Raw genomic sequence first — 15,035 nt, 5'->3', positions numbered from 1 at the left:
ACGGGCTATGGCCGAAATCATTGTTTGGATTGAACAGATCGTTTCAAACATCCCTTTGCCTATTTTGGAGGTTTGGGGCCGATTTGCCTTTTTACTTGGTTCGATATTATCCATATTTGCTTTTACTGGATTTACCTTTCGGAATGGAAAACTCTTTCGAATTTCCAGAGAGGTCTGGAATTGGAACCTAACTAGTTTTTATTGGTTTCTCATCACTTTTGTTTTTATCTTCCTGACGGGTTATTTGGGGAGTTCCATTGTTCTCATTCCTGGGGCTCAAACCCTAGAAAGTTTAAAAGATTTATCCGTTTTCCTTTGTTTGAACTTTTTTGGATATCCTGCACTTCTCGCGGTTCCTTTTGCTTATGGGCTTTCTGATCTCATTGAAGGTGTTCCTCCAGAATTTTTGTGGGACTGGTTACCTGGTTACTTTATCAACCCAACCATATTTTGGTTGTCATACCAAATGATTGGTAAGTCACCTGACTTCCGTAAGTTGCGCGTTTGGGTTTACTATTTTGTTTTTGTTTTGATCTTTTTATTTCTCGAACCATTTTTATGGGGATTTTTATGTTCCGAACAATTTGGAGCAGAAATTTCCTATCATACAGTGAGCTCCGCTCTCCTTTTCACAACAGGAATCACTTGGGTTTTGGCACCATTTGTTATGTTGGTCACTTATCCAGTTGTCAGGCGATTTGGTTTGTTTTGGGCAGAAGTCCCAGGTCAGGTGAAAGAGGTTACTTTAAGTGATCCGCAAAAGATATGGAAGTCTGGGCCAACAGATTGGGAGATCATCCAACCTGAACCAGACGTTCGAACCGGAATTTCATTACAGTTATTCATTGTTGCTCCTTTTGTATTTTTGGTTTTAGTTCTTGTGGGAGTGACTGCTTACGTTACTTTAAAAAATGCAGAGAACTCCGCTTTTCAAATGGTAGAGGTTTTGCATCGGCAGTGGTCAAAAAATATCAATTTAAGTTTGGATCGTTATTTGTCGGCGCTTCCCAAATCATCAAATCAAGATTTTAATCCTAAAGATCTCGTATCAGTGTTAGATGATTCTAAGGTGAATGCGCAAGGCCGTGTTTTTTTGTTAGATGAAAGTTTGAATCCATTAGCATCTCTTTCTGTTGATCAGGGAAAAACAAGGTTACAAGAAACAGTTCGGGTGGAATTAAAAAAACTGGGGAACGAAATCAATACTACGGAAAAAAAATTTAGTTTTGCCATGGTCACAAAAAAACCACTCTCGCGCGAGAATTGGAATGCAATGGTGACTATTTATCATCATCCAAATATAAAAGAAAGAACGTATCTAATTACCCTGTTTCCCTATTCCTTTTACCAAAGTGGAGTGATCACTGGAAATAGTGAATCCGCGATGGTTTTTGCTTGGGCAATTTTACTCAGTTTAGTGCTCGCAGCTGTGCTTGCCGAGTTTGTGACAAGACCAGTTTTATCTTTTGCAAAAGCATCCAAATCTTTAGCCAAAGGGAACTGGGATATTCCCGTTGGTGAAAGTATGATTGCAGAACTGAAAGATTTATCGGAAGCATTTCGTTTTATGTCTTCCGAACTCAAACAAAGTTTTGAACGAGTGGAAGAAAGCCAACGTTTGGTGATGGAAACCAATTCCAATTTAGAAGATAAAATTGGTCAAAGAACAGAGGCACTCATCGAAAGTAATCGTAGTCTTGTAGAGATGATCGAAACCAAAGAAAAAATTCTAATCGATTTACATAAAACGCAAACACAACTTTTGTTAAGTGAAAAGTTAGCTGCTCTTGGACAATTTGCAGCGGGGATCACTCATGAGTTAAACACTCCGCTTGGTGCCATTACATCGAGTGTTCGTGCTATGTCGGAGATTTTAAAAAACGATATTATCAACTTACCAGATTTTTTAGAATCTTTAGATGTTTCTGAAAGAGAAGATTTTCGGTATTTGCTTCATTTGAGTGTGTCTTTTGGAACTCGTAATTCAGGGATTCTCAATCGAACGGAAAAAAAAGAAAGATTGGGAATTTTAAATTCATACCAAATTGAAAATCCAGAAGAGGTAGTGGAGGACCTTACTTCCCTTGGAATTCTTCAATTTGAAGAACCACTATTAAAAATGTTAAAGAAACCCAGATCGGGAATTATACTTCAGAATGTTCTTGTTTTAGGAAGTTTGTATCGTTTGGTTTATGTGATTCAAACTGCTACTGAAAAAGCATCTCATGTTGTGAATGCACTCAAACATTATTTATATACTGATCGATTGGAGACAGAAACAAACTTTCAAAATGTTCATATTCCTTCAGAACTCGACTCCATCCTCACCCTTTACCAAACGAAAATTAAAAATGATGTTGAAATCACTAAATTATATAACGCAACTGATTATTGTTTGGCGGAAAGAGACAAACTGAATCAAGTTTGGATCAATATCATTAATAATGCATTACAAGCCATGGACTATCGAGGGAAATTAAAGATATCTGTTTCTTCAGACGAGGTTTCTGTCATCACATCGATCCAAGATACAGGAAAAGGAATTGCACCGGAAATTCGCGATAAAATTTTCCTACCTTTTTTCACTACAAAAAAACATGGGGAAGGAATTGGGCTTGGGCTTGACATTTGCAAACAAATCGTAGAAAAAATGAAAGGTTCGATTGAGTTTTCGTCAGATGAGAATGGAACCACGTTTACAGTGTCTTTGCCAAAAGTACAAAGAGGAGAGAAAGATTGAGTATAACACAGCTACAACATGAGAAAAATGCAATCCTTTGTGTTGATGATGAACCGATTCTGCTTTTATCCCTCGTACAAGAACTAAAACGTGAGATTGGTGGGAGTTATACCTACGAAACGGCCCAAAATCCAGAAGAAGCTATGGAAGTGATCGATGACCTTTGTAGTTCTGGTGTTGAGGTGATTTTGATTCTCTCTGATTGGTTAATGCCCGGAATGCGGGGGGATGAATTTCTCATCCAAGTCCACCAAAAATACCCACAAATCAAATCCATCCTCATCTCTGGCCATGCTGACCGCGATGCCATCAATCGTGTCAAAGAAGAGGCCAAAACCTACGCAATTTTTTCCAAACCTTGGAACACCAGAGAATTACTCGAAGCTGTTCGTTTCTGTTGCAATTTGACCTAAGTCCCATTTTTTGGACTTAAGGTGCGTACAATCTACATCCGCAAACTTCGATTTGAAGAGGCTCGTATCAAACTAGAACGAGAGCTCCATGATGCTTTTATGGAAGGGGAATCCTATGTAGAAATTTTACATGGAATTGGAGAAGGAATCCTCAAACGAATGGCGATTGACTACATAGGGACTTGCGATTTCCTGAAACTAGTGGAGACCGATCCGATGTTTCGGTCAAACCCGGGCGCAACGATTGTGGAAATTCTCGCTCCGTCCAAAGAATACATCAACCGATTGAAATCATGACCGAATCTAATTCTCGAATCGAAATTCTGGACGTCACTTTACGAGATGGGGAACAAACCAATGGTGTTTCTTTTTCTTGGCAACAAAAGTTAAATATCACCAAACATTTATTAAAAGACTTAAAAACGGATCGAGTTGAGATTGCCAGCGCTCGTGTTTCCCCCGGTGAATTTGAAGCAGTTAAAAAAATAGTAGAGTGGGCCAAGTCAGAAGGTCTACAAAACCGAATCGAAATTTTAGGATTTGTTGATTTTGATAAAACGGTTGAATGGATGAAGGGAACGGGGGTTCGTGTTCTGAATCTCCTGACCAAAGGGTCACTAAACCACCTAACAAACCAGTTACGAAAGACACCTGCCGAACATTTTGCCGACATCCAAAAAACGGTAGAGTATGCGAAGAAGTCCGGAATCACCGTAAATGTATATATGGAAGACTGGTCGAATGGTTACACCCATTCGCGAGATTATGTATTAGAATATCTGAGTGTTGTTTCTAAGTTTCCGGTGAGTAGATTTTATTTAGCAGATACACTCGGAGTATTGTCGCCTTTCGAGGTTCGCACTGCCATTACCGATCTAGTAAAAGAGTTTCCCGAACTTTGGTTTGAATTTCATGGACATAATGATTATGATTTAGCGGTCGCTAATTGTTTGGAGGCAGTCTCCGCTGGTGTTCGGGGTTTACATGTTGCTGTGAATGGGCTTGGTGAAAGAGCAGGGAATTCGCCATTAGAAGCAGTTGTCACTGCTTTACATGACAAAACAAAGTTTAGAACCTCTATTGTGGAAAGAGAAATTACAAATTCCTCAAGACTTGTGGAAGTATTTTCTGGAAAACGGATTTCCGATAATCGCCCCATTGTGGGAGAAGATGTATTCACGCAAACCGCAGGTGTCCATGCTGATGGGGACAAAAAAGGAAATTTATACGCGAATCCTATTTTGCCAGAAAGATTTGGTAGAGCTAGAGTTTACGCATTGGGAAAGTTAGCTGGTAAAGCGAGTATCACCGAAAATCTAAAACAATTGGGAATGGTTCTTTCCCCCGAGATCGAAAAAAAAGTATTAGAGAGAGTCATTGAACTTGGGGATCAAAATAAAACTGTCACCAAAGAAGATCTTCCCTATATCATCTCCGATATCACTGGAGAAAATTTAGAAGCTAGTTTCCGAATTGAGTCTTGCACTGTAACCAGTGGGTTAGGTGTTAAACCCAAAGCCGAAGTAAAGGTCAACTACCAGGGAAAACATTATGAGGCAAAAGGGGAAGGCGATGGTGGTTATGACGCTTTTATGAATGCCCTTGGTAAAATTTTAAAAGAGTTAGGCATCCAAATTCCTAAACTTTCTGATTATGAGGTTAGAATCCCCCCCGGTGGCAATACCAATGCTCTTGTGGAAACTGTTATTACTTGGAAAAAAGATGGAGACTCAAGTCCTATTCGAACCATTGGAATTGATTCTGACCAACAAGTGGCTGCCGTAAAAGCCACAGAACGGTTGTTACATATTTTACTCGGAAACGTATGATTCATTTTTTAATTGTAGGTCTTGGGAATCCAGGAGATAAATACAAAAACACTCGCCATAATATTGGTTTTATGGTTTTAGATGCTCTCGCTTCTCGTTTCAACGAATCCTTTAAAGATTCTAAAAAATATGCAGAGACTACCCACTCTTGGGAAGGGGATAAAATTCATCTTTTAAAACCATTGGAATTTATGAACCTTTCAGGAAAGGCTACGCAAACTTTAGCCAACCTGTATAAAATCCCTCCTTCGCAGATATTAGTCGTGCAAGATGAAGTCGATTTACCTTTTGGAAAAATCAAAAATAAAATTGGCGGTGGGACTGCTGGCCACAATGGACTAAAAGATATAGTTGCAAAATTAGGATCTCAGGATTTTCACAGGTTACGATTTGGAGTTGGAAAACCAGAGAAAGGTGGGATGGAAGTTGCCGATTTTGTTTTACAAAACTTTAATTCGGAAGAACGAAACATTTTGCAAACTTTGATTCAAGATTCGATTACAAAAATTGAAGATTGGATCAAAACCAATAAAAATCTCATCCTTAAAGAATCTGAAAAGTAAATGTTTGTTTTGTCAAAGTAATAGGGGTTAAATTTTAATTTTATGTCAAAAGAAAAAGAGGCCTCAATCAATCTAAAGAGTCTTATCTTTCAAACCATCCTCTCTATTGTGATTGTACTTGTGATCGTTTTTGGTTTGGCGTTTTTTTTCCGTAAAGAACTTCTTGGGTTTAGCGAACACTTTGTACGGATTTTCGGATATTGGGGTTTGTTTGTTGGGATGATTTTTTCCGATAGTCTCCCTGCCTTCGTTCCTCCTGATGCTTTTCTGATGCTTGCAATTACGGGTGAGATGGATCCTTTAAAAACAATTTTATCCATGTCTTTTGGCAGTATTCTCGGAGGTTCTCTTGCCTACCTAGTCGGATTATATCTCATTCCTAAATTTCATTTGGGAAGGCAGATGGTTTTGCATTACGAAGACAAACTCCTGCCTTATATCCGAAAATACGGGTTTGGGGCTGTGGTTTTAAGTGCCCTCACTCCCATTCCTTATTCTTGGATGGCTTATACCGTCGGTACATTTAAGATGCGTTATTCGCTATTTTTACTTGGATCACTTTTTCGCTTTGTTCGAGTCACTATATATTTTTACGCTATGTATCTTGGATGGATCACAGGGGGATAGATGTCGGAAGAACGTTTGTTTCCTAAATCGGTGGATGAAGTCATTTTAGAAAAGGTAAGGTTTTTCTTTTTGCCAGATCGGACGGCAGCCTTTGTCAAAAATTTAGTGGATGGAAAGGTTTCAGAGCGGTCTCTGATTTGTTGTAATTCTGGTTGCGATGTTTGCAACGAAACCATATATAATTGTTATATGGCTGTGAAAAAAGAATTGGATCAAACTTAAAGTGGATTCCCTCTTTTCCCAAAACAAACAGGTTCCTTTGGCCCATGCAGTCAGGCCTAAAGATTGGTCTGAATTTGTGGGCCAAACTCAGGTGGTTCAGTCTCTAAAATCCATTCCCAAACCCACTTCTATTTTATTTTATGGTCCTCCTGGATCTGGAAAAACTACCTTAGCCCATCTTCTGACACAAACCTGGAGTTTGGAAAAACGTTATTTAAGTTGTGTGACCAGTGGACTGAAAGAAGTGCGAGAAGTTTTGGATGAAGCCAAACGTCGCGGAACTATTGTTTTGTTTTTGGATGAGATCCATCGTTTTTCTTCCTCCCAACAAGATGCCCTTCTTTCTGCTGTGGAAGAAGGGGAGATTATTCTCATTGCGGCTACCACTGAGAACCCTAGCTTTCGAGTGAATAAAGCTCTCCTTTCGCGAATGCTTGTCTACCGACTGACCACTTTATCGGAAGAAGAAGAAAATTCTATTTTTGAAACCTGTCTTATTAAATTAAATCATAAAGGAAAATTTCCTGATGATTTGAAAAAAGAACTCTTTCGTAGAAGTTCAGGTGATGCCAGGAAGCTACTTGGATACCTGGAACGAATTTTAAATTTTACCGAAGATACGGGAAGTATCGATGAATCAAAGTTAGCTGAGATTTTGGGTGAAAATGTAATTTTTTATGATAAAAATAGTGAAAGCCATTATGATATTATCTCTGCTTTTATCAAATCGCTGCGTGGGAGTGATCCCGATGCCGCTCTTTTTTATTTGGCCTTAATGATCGAAGGAGGGGAAGATCCTCTCTTTATCGCTAGAAGACTTGTGATTTTTGCAAGCGAAGATGTAGGGAATGCCAGTGTCCATGCTCTCCCTTTAGCAATCGCTACTTGGCAAGCAGTGGAACGAGTGGGAATGCCGGAGGGAAGGATTCCTCTTAGTCAGTGTACGACTTTTCTCGCTTCTGCTCCTAAATCGAATGCTAGTTATTTGGCAATTGACCAAGCCTTACAATTGGTAAGAGAAAGGAAAAGGGAATTTCAAATTCCCAACCATCTTCGGAATGCACCCACAGCCACTCATAAAAAAGAAGGTGCAGGGAAAGATTACCAGTACCCACATGATTATCCTGACCACTTTGTAAAAGAAAAATACTTTCCTGAATCTTTTTATCCGAATCCTCCAAGGTTTTATGAACCAACGAATCAAGGGATGGAAAAAAACTTAAAAGACCAATTGAAAAAACTCTGGGGTGACAGGAAATGATTCCTTCCTCTTTATCAATGATTCCTAGTGGAATAAGATTTTTTAAATTGGTTTAGTTTCAAAAGTTCATTCTGCTAAAAGTTTTCTTTTTTGTTTGGTATGAACATGTTCGATTCTCGTTAAATACTTTTCTAATTTTTCCAATTGGTTTTTGTCGTTCGTCAATTCGATGACAAAGTTTAAAAATTCTTTTGCTTTTTCAAAATCACCTTTTTTCCCATATAAAACAGCCAAATGAGTTGTATTCTTTAAGTGTTGAGGTTCTCGAAGGATGAGCCTTTCTGAATATTCGATTGCTTTGTTGATTTTGCCTAATTTTTGATAAGCAAATGATAAGGACAATAGGATATGATTCCCATCAGCTTTTAGGGATAAATATTCTTCGCCATATTTGACTGCTTGTTCGTAGTCTTGGTTTGCGATTCTAAATTTTACTAAACTTTGTAATACTTCTAAATTACGATGGTTTAGCTCGTAAGCACTTTCCAAAAGTGTTTGTGCAGCGACCAGGTTTCCTTTTCGGATTTCTTGTTTGAATTTAGAAATCTGATCTAAATCACTTTGTTTTGTTTTTGGTTTTATTTCTGAATTCGAATTAAATTCTAATCGGAAAAGTGACAAATCGTCGGTCAGGTCTCCGGTTTGTTGGATGGAACGTACGATTCCAGAGAGGTTACCTTCCCTTCTTCTTACATGCTCTAAAAATAATTTTTCATCGGTATTTAGAAAATGTTCACCACTGCAAGCTCCATGTACTAAAATGTCATCTTTTCCATCTGATCCACCAAAAAGAACATCTCCACTTTCTAATTGGAAGGTATTAATTGCAAATCTGTCTTGGGGGAGGGTGGCACCAATTTTAAGATAACTATATTTTGTTTTAATGAAACTTGCAATTCCATCTCTATATAGAATTAAATGAGGATGTTCTGCATTCACAAAATACAGTAATCCTGATTCATCTTCTACCAAACCTAAAATGAGAGAAACAAGCATTGTATAATCAAAACTTTCGAAGGTTTTGTTAAGTTCATCAAATACTTCTCGTAACCATTGTTCAGGAAATCTGTTTTGGTATTCTTCTCTATTTTTAGTTCTTTCTATGATGGATCGAAACACCGCACCCAAAACCAAGGCACCAGCAGCACCTTGTAAAGATTTTCCCATAGCATCAGCATTGATAAAAACCGTATGTTTTTTACCACGTAAACTGATTGTATGAGCAACAGATAAATCACCTCCGATTTCTCCTTGTTTTCCTTGAAACGAAAATTCTTTTTTCTGTTTTGTTAAGAATTCGATTTTTACATTTGAACTTTCGATGGCCGTTCCACCTAAAGGTTTCACAAGTAAGGAAGTTAAATAATAATCTCCATCTTGGTGGAGTTTGATTCTTTTGATTTCTTCAGCGACTTCTCGTTTTTCAATTTCATGGGCTATACTTTTACTCATCATCTCAATGACTTCTATAAAATGATTTTCAATGGGAGTCCCTCCTACCTTTGTAGAAAAAAAACCAATGGATCCTTGTACTTTATTATCAATGATGATGGGGACTTCTAAAAATTTCAAAAACCCATATTCTTTAAAAAATAGAGTTTTTTCTAGGTTTTCATCTGAAGAAAAAATATCTTCTGAGAAAACTGTTTTCTTTGATTGGATTGCTTTTAAGAAAAATGTATCAACTGTCCTCAAGGATTCGCCTGGTTTTAGATGATTTGTTTCTCCTTCAATTTGTAAAATTTTGTATTTGTCTTGGTCTATTTTGCTAATAATCCCAACCGGAAAATGAAATAACTGTAGTCCCGTTTTGAGATACCCGGAAAAAAGATCTTCAATGGATTCGAAGTGAGATGTTGTAAGTCTATGGATTTCTTTTAAGGAATGACTGAGTGCATAAACAGACTCAATCGCATGAGAAATATATGTATCCGATTTTCTTCTTTCTAATTCCTGGGAAGTCCTGATGGAAAGTAATTCTAAAATCCGAATGATTCGTCCCAGATGTGAAATATGTTTTCGATTGAGAATACCAATAATTCCAATCACTTCGCCTGATCTCGATTTTAATGGGTAACCTAAATAATGATTCCCTTTGATTGACAATACAGATTCAAAACCAGGGTATCTACTTTCTAAGTCTGTTGTATGGTAGTAAGTTTTGGAATCAATTGTCTCAGAACATGGAGCAATATTTCCGTTATATGATTTCGTAGCAGATAGTTCTCCTAAATGAACTAATGCTAAAGTTTGGAATTGGGAAGTTTCCCTTTTATATTCAGAAATCCAAACAGCTGATAGGTGGAAAACGTTCGCTAATCTTAATACTCTAGTTTGAAAAAAATCACCCGAAGGTGGTGCTAAAACCAAAGAGGAAATGGATTCCAAAATTTCATGAGACTCTCTGGAGATTTCATATGGGTTGTAACTGGGTCTCGTTTCTGTGAACATCGCTTAGGCTCCTATCGTTTCAGAAAAAGAGCCTAGTGGATTTCCGCAAGACCAAGTTCGCTATTACGGATGAATATTTCGCTATAACGTATATGTTTTTATCGGAACCGCGAAGATTCTGGATCATTTAAGGCGCGAGTCGGTACAAAGTCTGATCTTATGGTGATTTCATAATCGCAATGGATCGGTAGTAGTTCCGGTTGGAACTTGAAATTGGTCGGGATTACAAATGAAAAATAACCTTTGTGGCAAAAGTGAGGTAGGCAATTTCTTCACTGACTTTCCTTTTCCAATTAGTTACGATCTTAAGCAGATTTCATTTTTCATTGGCTTTCGTTCTTGCCTTAAGCGCAATTGGAAGAGGGTAATTTTTGAGAGCCATTCTCAAATAATCTGGTTTTACTAACGATGAATGAGAAAAATGATTCGAAAAGAATCTCGCCTTGACAATTCAAAATAAGGATGAGATCATTCAAGGAATGGGTTCTGCACCTGATAGTTTTGCTCCAATCCTTTTACAACTTTTGCTAGGAGTCGGTTTCTCCGCTCTGATCTTGGCTCTTGCCTTCCTTCTCAATCCGAAGAAAAAATCGAAACCTCAAGATACATTTGAATGCGGGGTTACGTATTACGGTGATGCTAGAGGACTTTTCAACATCAAGTTCTATCTAGTAGCCGTACTTTTTATCCTCTTCGATATTGAAGCTGTCTTTTTATATCCTTGGGCAGTGAACTTAATCAGCTTTAAAGAAGCAGGTCTTGGAACCTTCTTCTTACTGGAGATGTTTTTCTTTTTGCTCATACTTGTCGTGGGTCTATACTATATATGGAAAAAAGGAGCATTGGAATGGGATTAACAGAAACACTATCCAAACCAGGTGAGATGTTTGGCGATATGTTCCAAGTGGCAACACTCGATAATGTTGTCCAATGGGGACAAAGTTTTTCTCTATGGCCTTATCCATTCGCCACTGCTTGTTGCGGAATTGAATACATGAGTACCTCTTGTGCGGATTATGATATCGCTCGGTTTGGTGCAGAACGTCCTTCTTTTTCTCCACGCCAAGCAGATATGATTTTGGTTCTTGGAACCATCACTTATAAAATGGCTCCCGTCTTACGACAGATATACGACCAATTAGCGGAACCAAAATTTGTGATTTCAGTTGGTGCATGTGCTTCTTCAGGCGGAATGTTTCACACCTACGGTGTGTTACAAGGTGTAGACCGAATTCTTCCCGTTGATGTGTATGTTCCTGGTTGTCCACCAAGACCAGAAGCTCTTCTGGATGCCCTTGTCAAACTTCAAAAGAAAGTGCAAGGCCAAGGTTTGGAAGCAAGACGCCAAGAAGTCATGAGAAAAATCGAAGAAATCAACGAACGCAACAAACCTCTTGTAGTGGCATGAAAGAAAAAATTACCGAATACTTTACTTCTAAGTTTTCCGATGTTTTACTTCCGCAAAGGGACATAAACACGAATTTACTTTATTTTAGCATCAAAAAGGAAGCTCTGCCAAAAGTGGTAGAGGCTTTGAAGAACCATCCAGATTTTGCCTTCACTTATCTGAATGACCTTACTTCTGTAGATTGGTTAGGAAAAAGGGAACCACGATTTGAAGTGGTTTATTTACTTCGTTCTCCCAAAAACAAACACTTTCGATTGCAGCTTCGAGTTCCTGTGGGTGAAGGGGAAGAGGTTCCGAGCCTAACGGGAATCTTTCCTGCTTCCAATTGGCCAGAAAGAGAAGTGTATGATCTAATGGGAATTTCCTTCACAGGTCATCCACAAATGGAACGCCTCATTATGCCTGATAACTTTATTGGTCATCCTCTTCGTAAGGATTATCCATTAGAAGGTCCGGGCCAAGATTATCTCATTGAAGACTTACTCACCATTCACGTAAACGAGGATATTGCCAGTTAGGCGGTAGGAAATCATTATGGTAATGTACGAAAAAACAGCCGAACACTTTGGCAAAAAATTCAAAGACCTACCAGAAGGCCACTTACTTGTGAACCTTGGGCCAAGTCATCCTGCCACTCATGGAATTTTACAAAACGTAATTCAAATTGATGGAGAACGTGTGGTAGATACGGAATCCGTGATTGGTTATGTGCATCGTTGTTTTGAAAAACTCGGTGAACGTTACGATTACAACCAATTCTTAGTTTGTACGGATCGTATGAACTACGTATCCACTCCCCTCAATAACATTGGTTGGATCCTTACTGTTGAAAAGATGATGCAAATCCAAGTTCCAGAACGAGTCACTTACGTTCGAATGATTATATCGGAACTTTCTCGGATTATGGATCATATCATTTGTAACGGGATTATGGGTGTGGATCTTGGCGCATTTTCTGGACTTTTGCATTTATTCCACCATAGGGAAAATATATATCAAATTTTAGAGAAGCTAACGGGTGCTCGGTTAACAACAACCTTTTGCCGTGTGGGTGGAATGGAACGTGATATCTATCCAGAATTCCAATCCGAAATCAAAACCATCATCAAGGGTTTAAAACCTGCTTTGGATGAATTCCAAGACCTACTCATTCGTAATAAAATTTTTAACGAACGGACTGCTGGAATTGGTGGTCTTTCGGCAGAACGTGCCATTGCTTATGGATTTTCTGGACCCAACCTTCGCGCGGCCGGTGTTCCTTGGGATGTTAGAAAAGATGATCCGTATATGTTCTATGATAAAGTCGATTTTGACATTCCAGTGGGAGAAGATGGGTCCGCATTGGATAGAACTCTGGTCCGTATGGAAGAGATGCGTCAATCGATGCGAATCATTGAACAACTAATCGATGGAATCCCTGAAGGCCCGTATCACGCCGATGTTCCTCATACCTTTCTTCCCCCGAAAGATCGAGTGTACAACAATATGGAAGAACTCATTTATCATTTTAAAATCATCATGCACGGAGTGAAAGTTCCTCCAGGCGAATACTATATGTCCACCGAGGCGGCCAATGGAGAACTCGGGTTTTATGTAGTGTCAGAAGGAGAAAAATCTCCTTGGAGAGTGCATGTAAGACGTCCTTGTTTTTGGTATTACCAAGCTTTCCCGGAACTTGTGAAAGGGGGCCTTCTTGCTGATACCATTGCCACTATGTCTTCACTCAATGTCATTGCAGGGGAGTTAGATTGTTAATGGCTTATCAATTTTCACAAGATTCGGAGAAAAGATTCCAACGACTCATTCCTCAGTTCCCGAGTAAACGTTCGTTAATTTTACCATGTCTTTTTTTATTACAAGCTGACAAAGGTTTTGTGGATAAAGAAGGAATGCAATACATTGCAGATCGAATTGGGGATCCTATCTCTCTGGCGCATGTACATGGAGTGGCTACTTTTTACACCATGTACAATAAAAAGCCGGTAGGGAAGTTTCATATTCAAATTTGTGGAAACATTTCTTGTTATCTATCTGGGTCCGATTCCATTACTGAACATGTTTGTTCTAAACTAGGAATCGAAGCCGGAGAAACAACAAAGGATAAAAAATTCACAGTGGATGAAGTGCAATGTTTAGGTGCCTGTGGGTTTGGGCCAGTGGCGCAAATCAATGACAAATACTACGAAAACCTAACTCCTGAAAAAATCGAAGCGATCATTTCCGAATTGGAAAAGCAGGTATAAAATGGGATTAAAAACTCTACTCACGACTCATATTGCTTCTCCTGATTCTCATACATTAAATCATTACCGTTCTGTTGGTGGGTATGAAAGTCAGAAAAAAGCCCTGACCGAGATGACCGCCGAACAAATTGTAAACGATGTTAAAAACTCCGGTCTTCGTGGTCGCGGCGGTGCTGGTTTTCCAACGGGAAACAAATGGGGATTCATTCCAAAAACAGACAAACCCAAGTATTTAATTTGTAATGGGGACGAAGGGGAACCTGGAACTTTTAAGGACCGACTTCTCATCGAAAAATTCCCACATATGTTGATTGAAGGGATGGTCATTGCTGCAAAAGCAATCGATTCCCATCAAGGTTATATTTACATTCGAGGTGAATTTCATAAAGGAATTCGTATTGTAGAAGAGGCTGTAGAAGAAGCCTATAAGGCGGGTCTTCTTGGAAAAAACATTTTAGGTCTTGGATATGATTTTGATTTAGCTGTGTATTCTGGTGCTGGTGCTTATATTTGCGGAGAAGAATCCGCACTCATCAATTCCCTTGAGGGAAGGAGGGGCCACCCAAGACTCAAACCTCCATTCCCTGCGGTGTCTGGACTTTATGCTTGTCCTACTGTTGTGAATAATGTGGAAACATTTTGTAATGTCCCGCATATCATTCGTATTACGGGTGATGAATATAAAAAAATCGGAACAGAAAAATCTCCGGGGACAAGACTTTTTGCAGTCAGTGGACATGTGAAAAAACCAGGGATTTACGAAGTGGAGATGGGAACTCCGATGAAGGAACTCGTTTATGATATCTGTGGTGGAATCAAAAACGATAAAACTTTAAAAGCAGTGATTCCTGGAGGAAGTTCTTCTCCAATCCTAAATGCAGAAGAAGTGATGACTGCAACCATGGATTATGAGTCCATCGCTTCTCTCAAATCAATGTTAGGTTCGGGTGCGGTGATTGTTCTTTCCGAAGAAGCTGATCTTGTCGAAACCACATACAGGTTAGCAGAATTTTATTCTCACGAATCTTGCGGCCAATGTACACCTTGTCGTGAAGGTACACATTGGGTAAAAGACCTTCTCCATAAAATAAAGATTGGAGAAGGAACAGAAAAAGATGTAGAACTCATTTTTTCTTTGTCTAGAAATATGGAAGGTGGAACCACCATTTGTCCGTTAGCGGATGCTTGTGTTATGGCAGTCCGTCCGACAATGACAAAGTTTAAAGGCGAGTTCTCGGCGCGATTGAAAAAGGAAGTGAGTATTTCTCACTAAAGGTC

General features: G+C 38.9%; 15 protein-coding genes. 14 read left to right on the top strand and 1 reads right to left on the bottom strand.

Annotated elements, in window-relative coordinates; genetic code table 11:
* The first annotated feature begins 7 nt into the window (after positions 1-7).
* The 8 genes from CH361_RS08745 to CH361_RS08710 are packed head-to-tail and all read left to right on the top strand — an operon-like array spanning position 8 to position 7,655.
* Complete coding sequence (locus CH361_RS08745; RefSeq protein ID WP_100790422.1) at positions 8-2,740, top strand: HAMP domain-containing sensor histidine kinase; 2,733 nt, start codon at positions 8-10, stop codon at positions 2,738-2,740.
* Positions 2,737-3,153, top strand: coding sequence for a response regulator (locus CH361_RS08740; RefSeq protein ID WP_100790421.1), 417 nt, complete (start codon positions 2,737-2,739; stop codon positions 3,151-3,153). The genes CH361_RS08745 and CH361_RS08740 overlap by 4 nt, the downstream gene beginning before the upstream one ends.
* 21 nt (positions 3,154-3,174) lie before the next feature.
* Positions 3,175-3,450, top strand: coding sequence for a Smr/MutS family protein (locus tag CH361_RS08735; protein WP_100790420.1), 276 nt, complete (start codon positions 3,175-3,177; stop codon positions 3,448-3,450).
* Positions 3,447-4,982 carry a (R)-citramalate synthase CimA gene (gene cimA / locus CH361_RS08730; protein ID WP_100790419.1) on the top strand — a complete coding sequence of 512 codons (1,536 nt, stop codon included), beginning with the start codon at positions 3,447-3,449 and terminating at the stop codon, positions 4,980-4,982. The genes CH361_RS08735 and cimA overlap by 4 nt, the downstream gene beginning before the upstream one ends.
* On the top strand, positions 4,979-5,545 hold the full coding sequence (gene pth, locus CH361_RS08725) for an aminoacyl-tRNA hydrolase (RefSeq protein ID WP_100790418.1): 567 nt from the start codon (positions 4,979-4,981) through the stop codon (positions 5,543-5,545). Before cimA ends, pth begins: the two co-directional genes overlap by 4 nt.
* 42 nt (positions 5,546-5,587) lie before the next feature.
* Positions 5,588-6,172 (top strand): YqaA family protein, encoded by a 585-nt coding sequence (locus CH361_RS08720; protein ID WP_100790417.1) that lies wholly within the window; start codon positions 5,588-5,590, stop codon positions 6,170-6,172.
* Positions 6,173-6,394, top strand: a complete 222-nt coding sequence (locus CH361_RS08715) for a hypothetical protein (protein WP_100790416.1) — start codon at positions 6,173-6,175, stop codon at positions 6,392-6,394. It begins immediately after the preceding gene.
* Position 6,395: 1 nt separating this feature from the next.
* Complete coding sequence (locus tag CH361_RS08710; protein WP_100790415.1) at positions 6,396-7,655, top strand: replication-associated recombination protein A; 1,260 nt, start codon at positions 6,396-6,398, stop codon at positions 7,653-7,655.
* Between the two features lie 66 nt (positions 7,656-7,721).
* Here the strand turns inward: CH361_RS08710 and CH361_RS08705 are convergent, their stop codons facing one another.
* Complete coding sequence (locus CH361_RS08705; RefSeq protein WP_100790414.1) at positions 7,722-10,106, bottom strand: SpoIIE family protein phosphatase; 2,385 nt, start codon at positions 10,104-10,106, stop codon at positions 7,722-7,724.
* A 479-nt stretch (positions 10,107-10,585) separates the two neighbouring features.
* Between CH361_RS08705 and CH361_RS08700 the strand changes: the two genes are divergently transcribed.
* Genes CH361_RS08700 through nuoF form a run of 6 tightly spaced genes read left to right on the top strand, consistent with a single transcriptional unit; the run spans position 10,586 to position 15,030 of the window.
* A complete protein-coding gene (locus tag CH361_RS08700; RefSeq protein ID WP_100790530.1) occupies positions 10,586-10,963 on the top strand; it encodes an NADH-quinone oxidoreductase subunit A in 378 nt (125 codons plus the stop codon).
* Positions 10,954-11,514, top strand: coding sequence for an NADH-quinone oxidoreductase subunit B (locus CH361_RS08695; protein WP_100742528.1), 561 nt, complete (start codon positions 10,954-10,956; stop codon positions 11,512-11,514). The genes CH361_RS08700 and CH361_RS08695 overlap by 10 nt, the downstream gene beginning before the upstream one ends.
* Positions 11,511-12,032, top strand: a complete 522-nt coding sequence (locus CH361_RS08690) for an NADH-quinone oxidoreductase subunit C (RefSeq protein WP_100790413.1) — start codon at positions 11,511-11,513, stop codon at positions 12,030-12,032. Before CH361_RS08695 ends, CH361_RS08690 begins: the two co-directional genes overlap by 4 nt.
* Positions 12,033-12,048: 16 nt before the next feature.
* Positions 12,049-13,269 carry an NADH-quinone oxidoreductase subunit D gene (locus tag CH361_RS08685; protein ID WP_208861410.1) on the top strand — a complete coding sequence of 407 codons (1,221 nt, stop codon included), beginning with the start codon at positions 12,049-12,051 and terminating at the stop codon, positions 13,267-13,269.
* On the top strand, positions 13,269-13,757 hold the full coding sequence (locus tag CH361_RS08680) for an NADH-quinone oxidoreductase subunit NuoE family protein (RefSeq protein ID WP_100790411.1): 489 nt from the start codon (positions 13,269-13,271) through the stop codon (positions 13,755-13,757). Before CH361_RS08685 ends, CH361_RS08680 begins: the two co-directional genes overlap by 1 nt.
* Position 13,758: 1 nt before the next feature.
* Positions 13,759-15,030, top strand: a complete 1,272-nt coding sequence (gene nuoF, locus CH361_RS08675) for an NADH-quinone oxidoreductase subunit NuoF (protein ID WP_100790410.1) — start codon at positions 13,759-13,761, stop codon at positions 15,028-15,030.
* Positions 15,031-15,035 lie beyond the last annotated feature (5 nt).

Source organism: Leptospira brenneri, assembly GCF_002812125.1.
In the GTDB taxonomy this organism is placed as follows: Bacteria; Spirochaetota; Leptospiria; order Leptospirales; family Leptospiraceae; genus Leptospira_A; species Leptospira_A brenneri.
The sequence above is the reverse complement of the archived record's forward strand: the minus strand, read 5'-3'. Positions and strand labels throughout refer to the sequence as shown.

Bases quoted from the DNA above. Each gene is read 5' to 3' on its own strand.
- CH361_RS08745 (WP_100790422.1), top strand. From the start codon at position 8: ATGGCCGAAATCATTGTTTGGATTGAACAGATCGTTTCAAACATCCCT.
- cimA (WP_100790419.1), top strand. From the start codon at position 3,447: ATGACCGAATCTAATTCTCGAATCGAAATTCTGGACGTCACTTTACGA.
- pth (WP_100790418.1), top strand. From the start codon at position 4,979: ATGATTCATTTTTTAATTGTAGGTCTTGGGAATCCAGGAGATAAATAC.
- CH361_RS08720 (WP_100790417.1), top strand. From the start codon at position 5,588: ATGTCAAAAGAAAAAGAGGCCTCAATCAATCTAAAGAGTCTTATCTTT.
- CH361_RS08715 (WP_100790416.1), top strand. From the start codon at position 6,173: ATGTCGGAAGAACGTTTGTTTCCTAAATCGGTGGATGAAGTCATTTTA.
- CH361_RS08705 (WP_100790414.1), bottom strand. From the start codon at position 10,106: ATGTTCACAGAAACGAGACCCAGTTACAACCCATATGAAATCTCCAGA.
- CH361_RS08700 (WP_100790530.1), top strand. From the start codon at position 10,586: ATGGGTTCTGCACCTGATAGTTTTGCTCCAATCCTTTTACAACTTTTG.
- CH361_RS08695 (WP_100742528.1), top strand. From the start codon at position 10,954: ATGGGATTAACAGAAACACTATCCAAACCAGGTGAGATGTTTGGCGAT.
- CH361_RS08690 (WP_100790413.1), top strand. From the start codon at position 11,511: ATGAAAGAAAAAATTACCGAATACTTTACTTCTAAGTTTTCCGATGTT.
- CH361_RS08685 (WP_208861410.1), top strand. From the start codon at position 12,049: ATGGTAATGTACGAAAAAACAGCCGAACACTTTGGCAAAAAATTCAAA.
- CH361_RS08680 (WP_100790411.1), top strand. From the start codon at position 13,269: ATGGCTTATCAATTTTCACAAGATTCGGAGAAAAGATTCCAACGACTC.
- nuoF (WP_100790410.1), top strand. From the start codon at position 13,759: ATGGGATTAAAAACTCTACTCACGACTCATATTGCTTCTCCTGATTCT.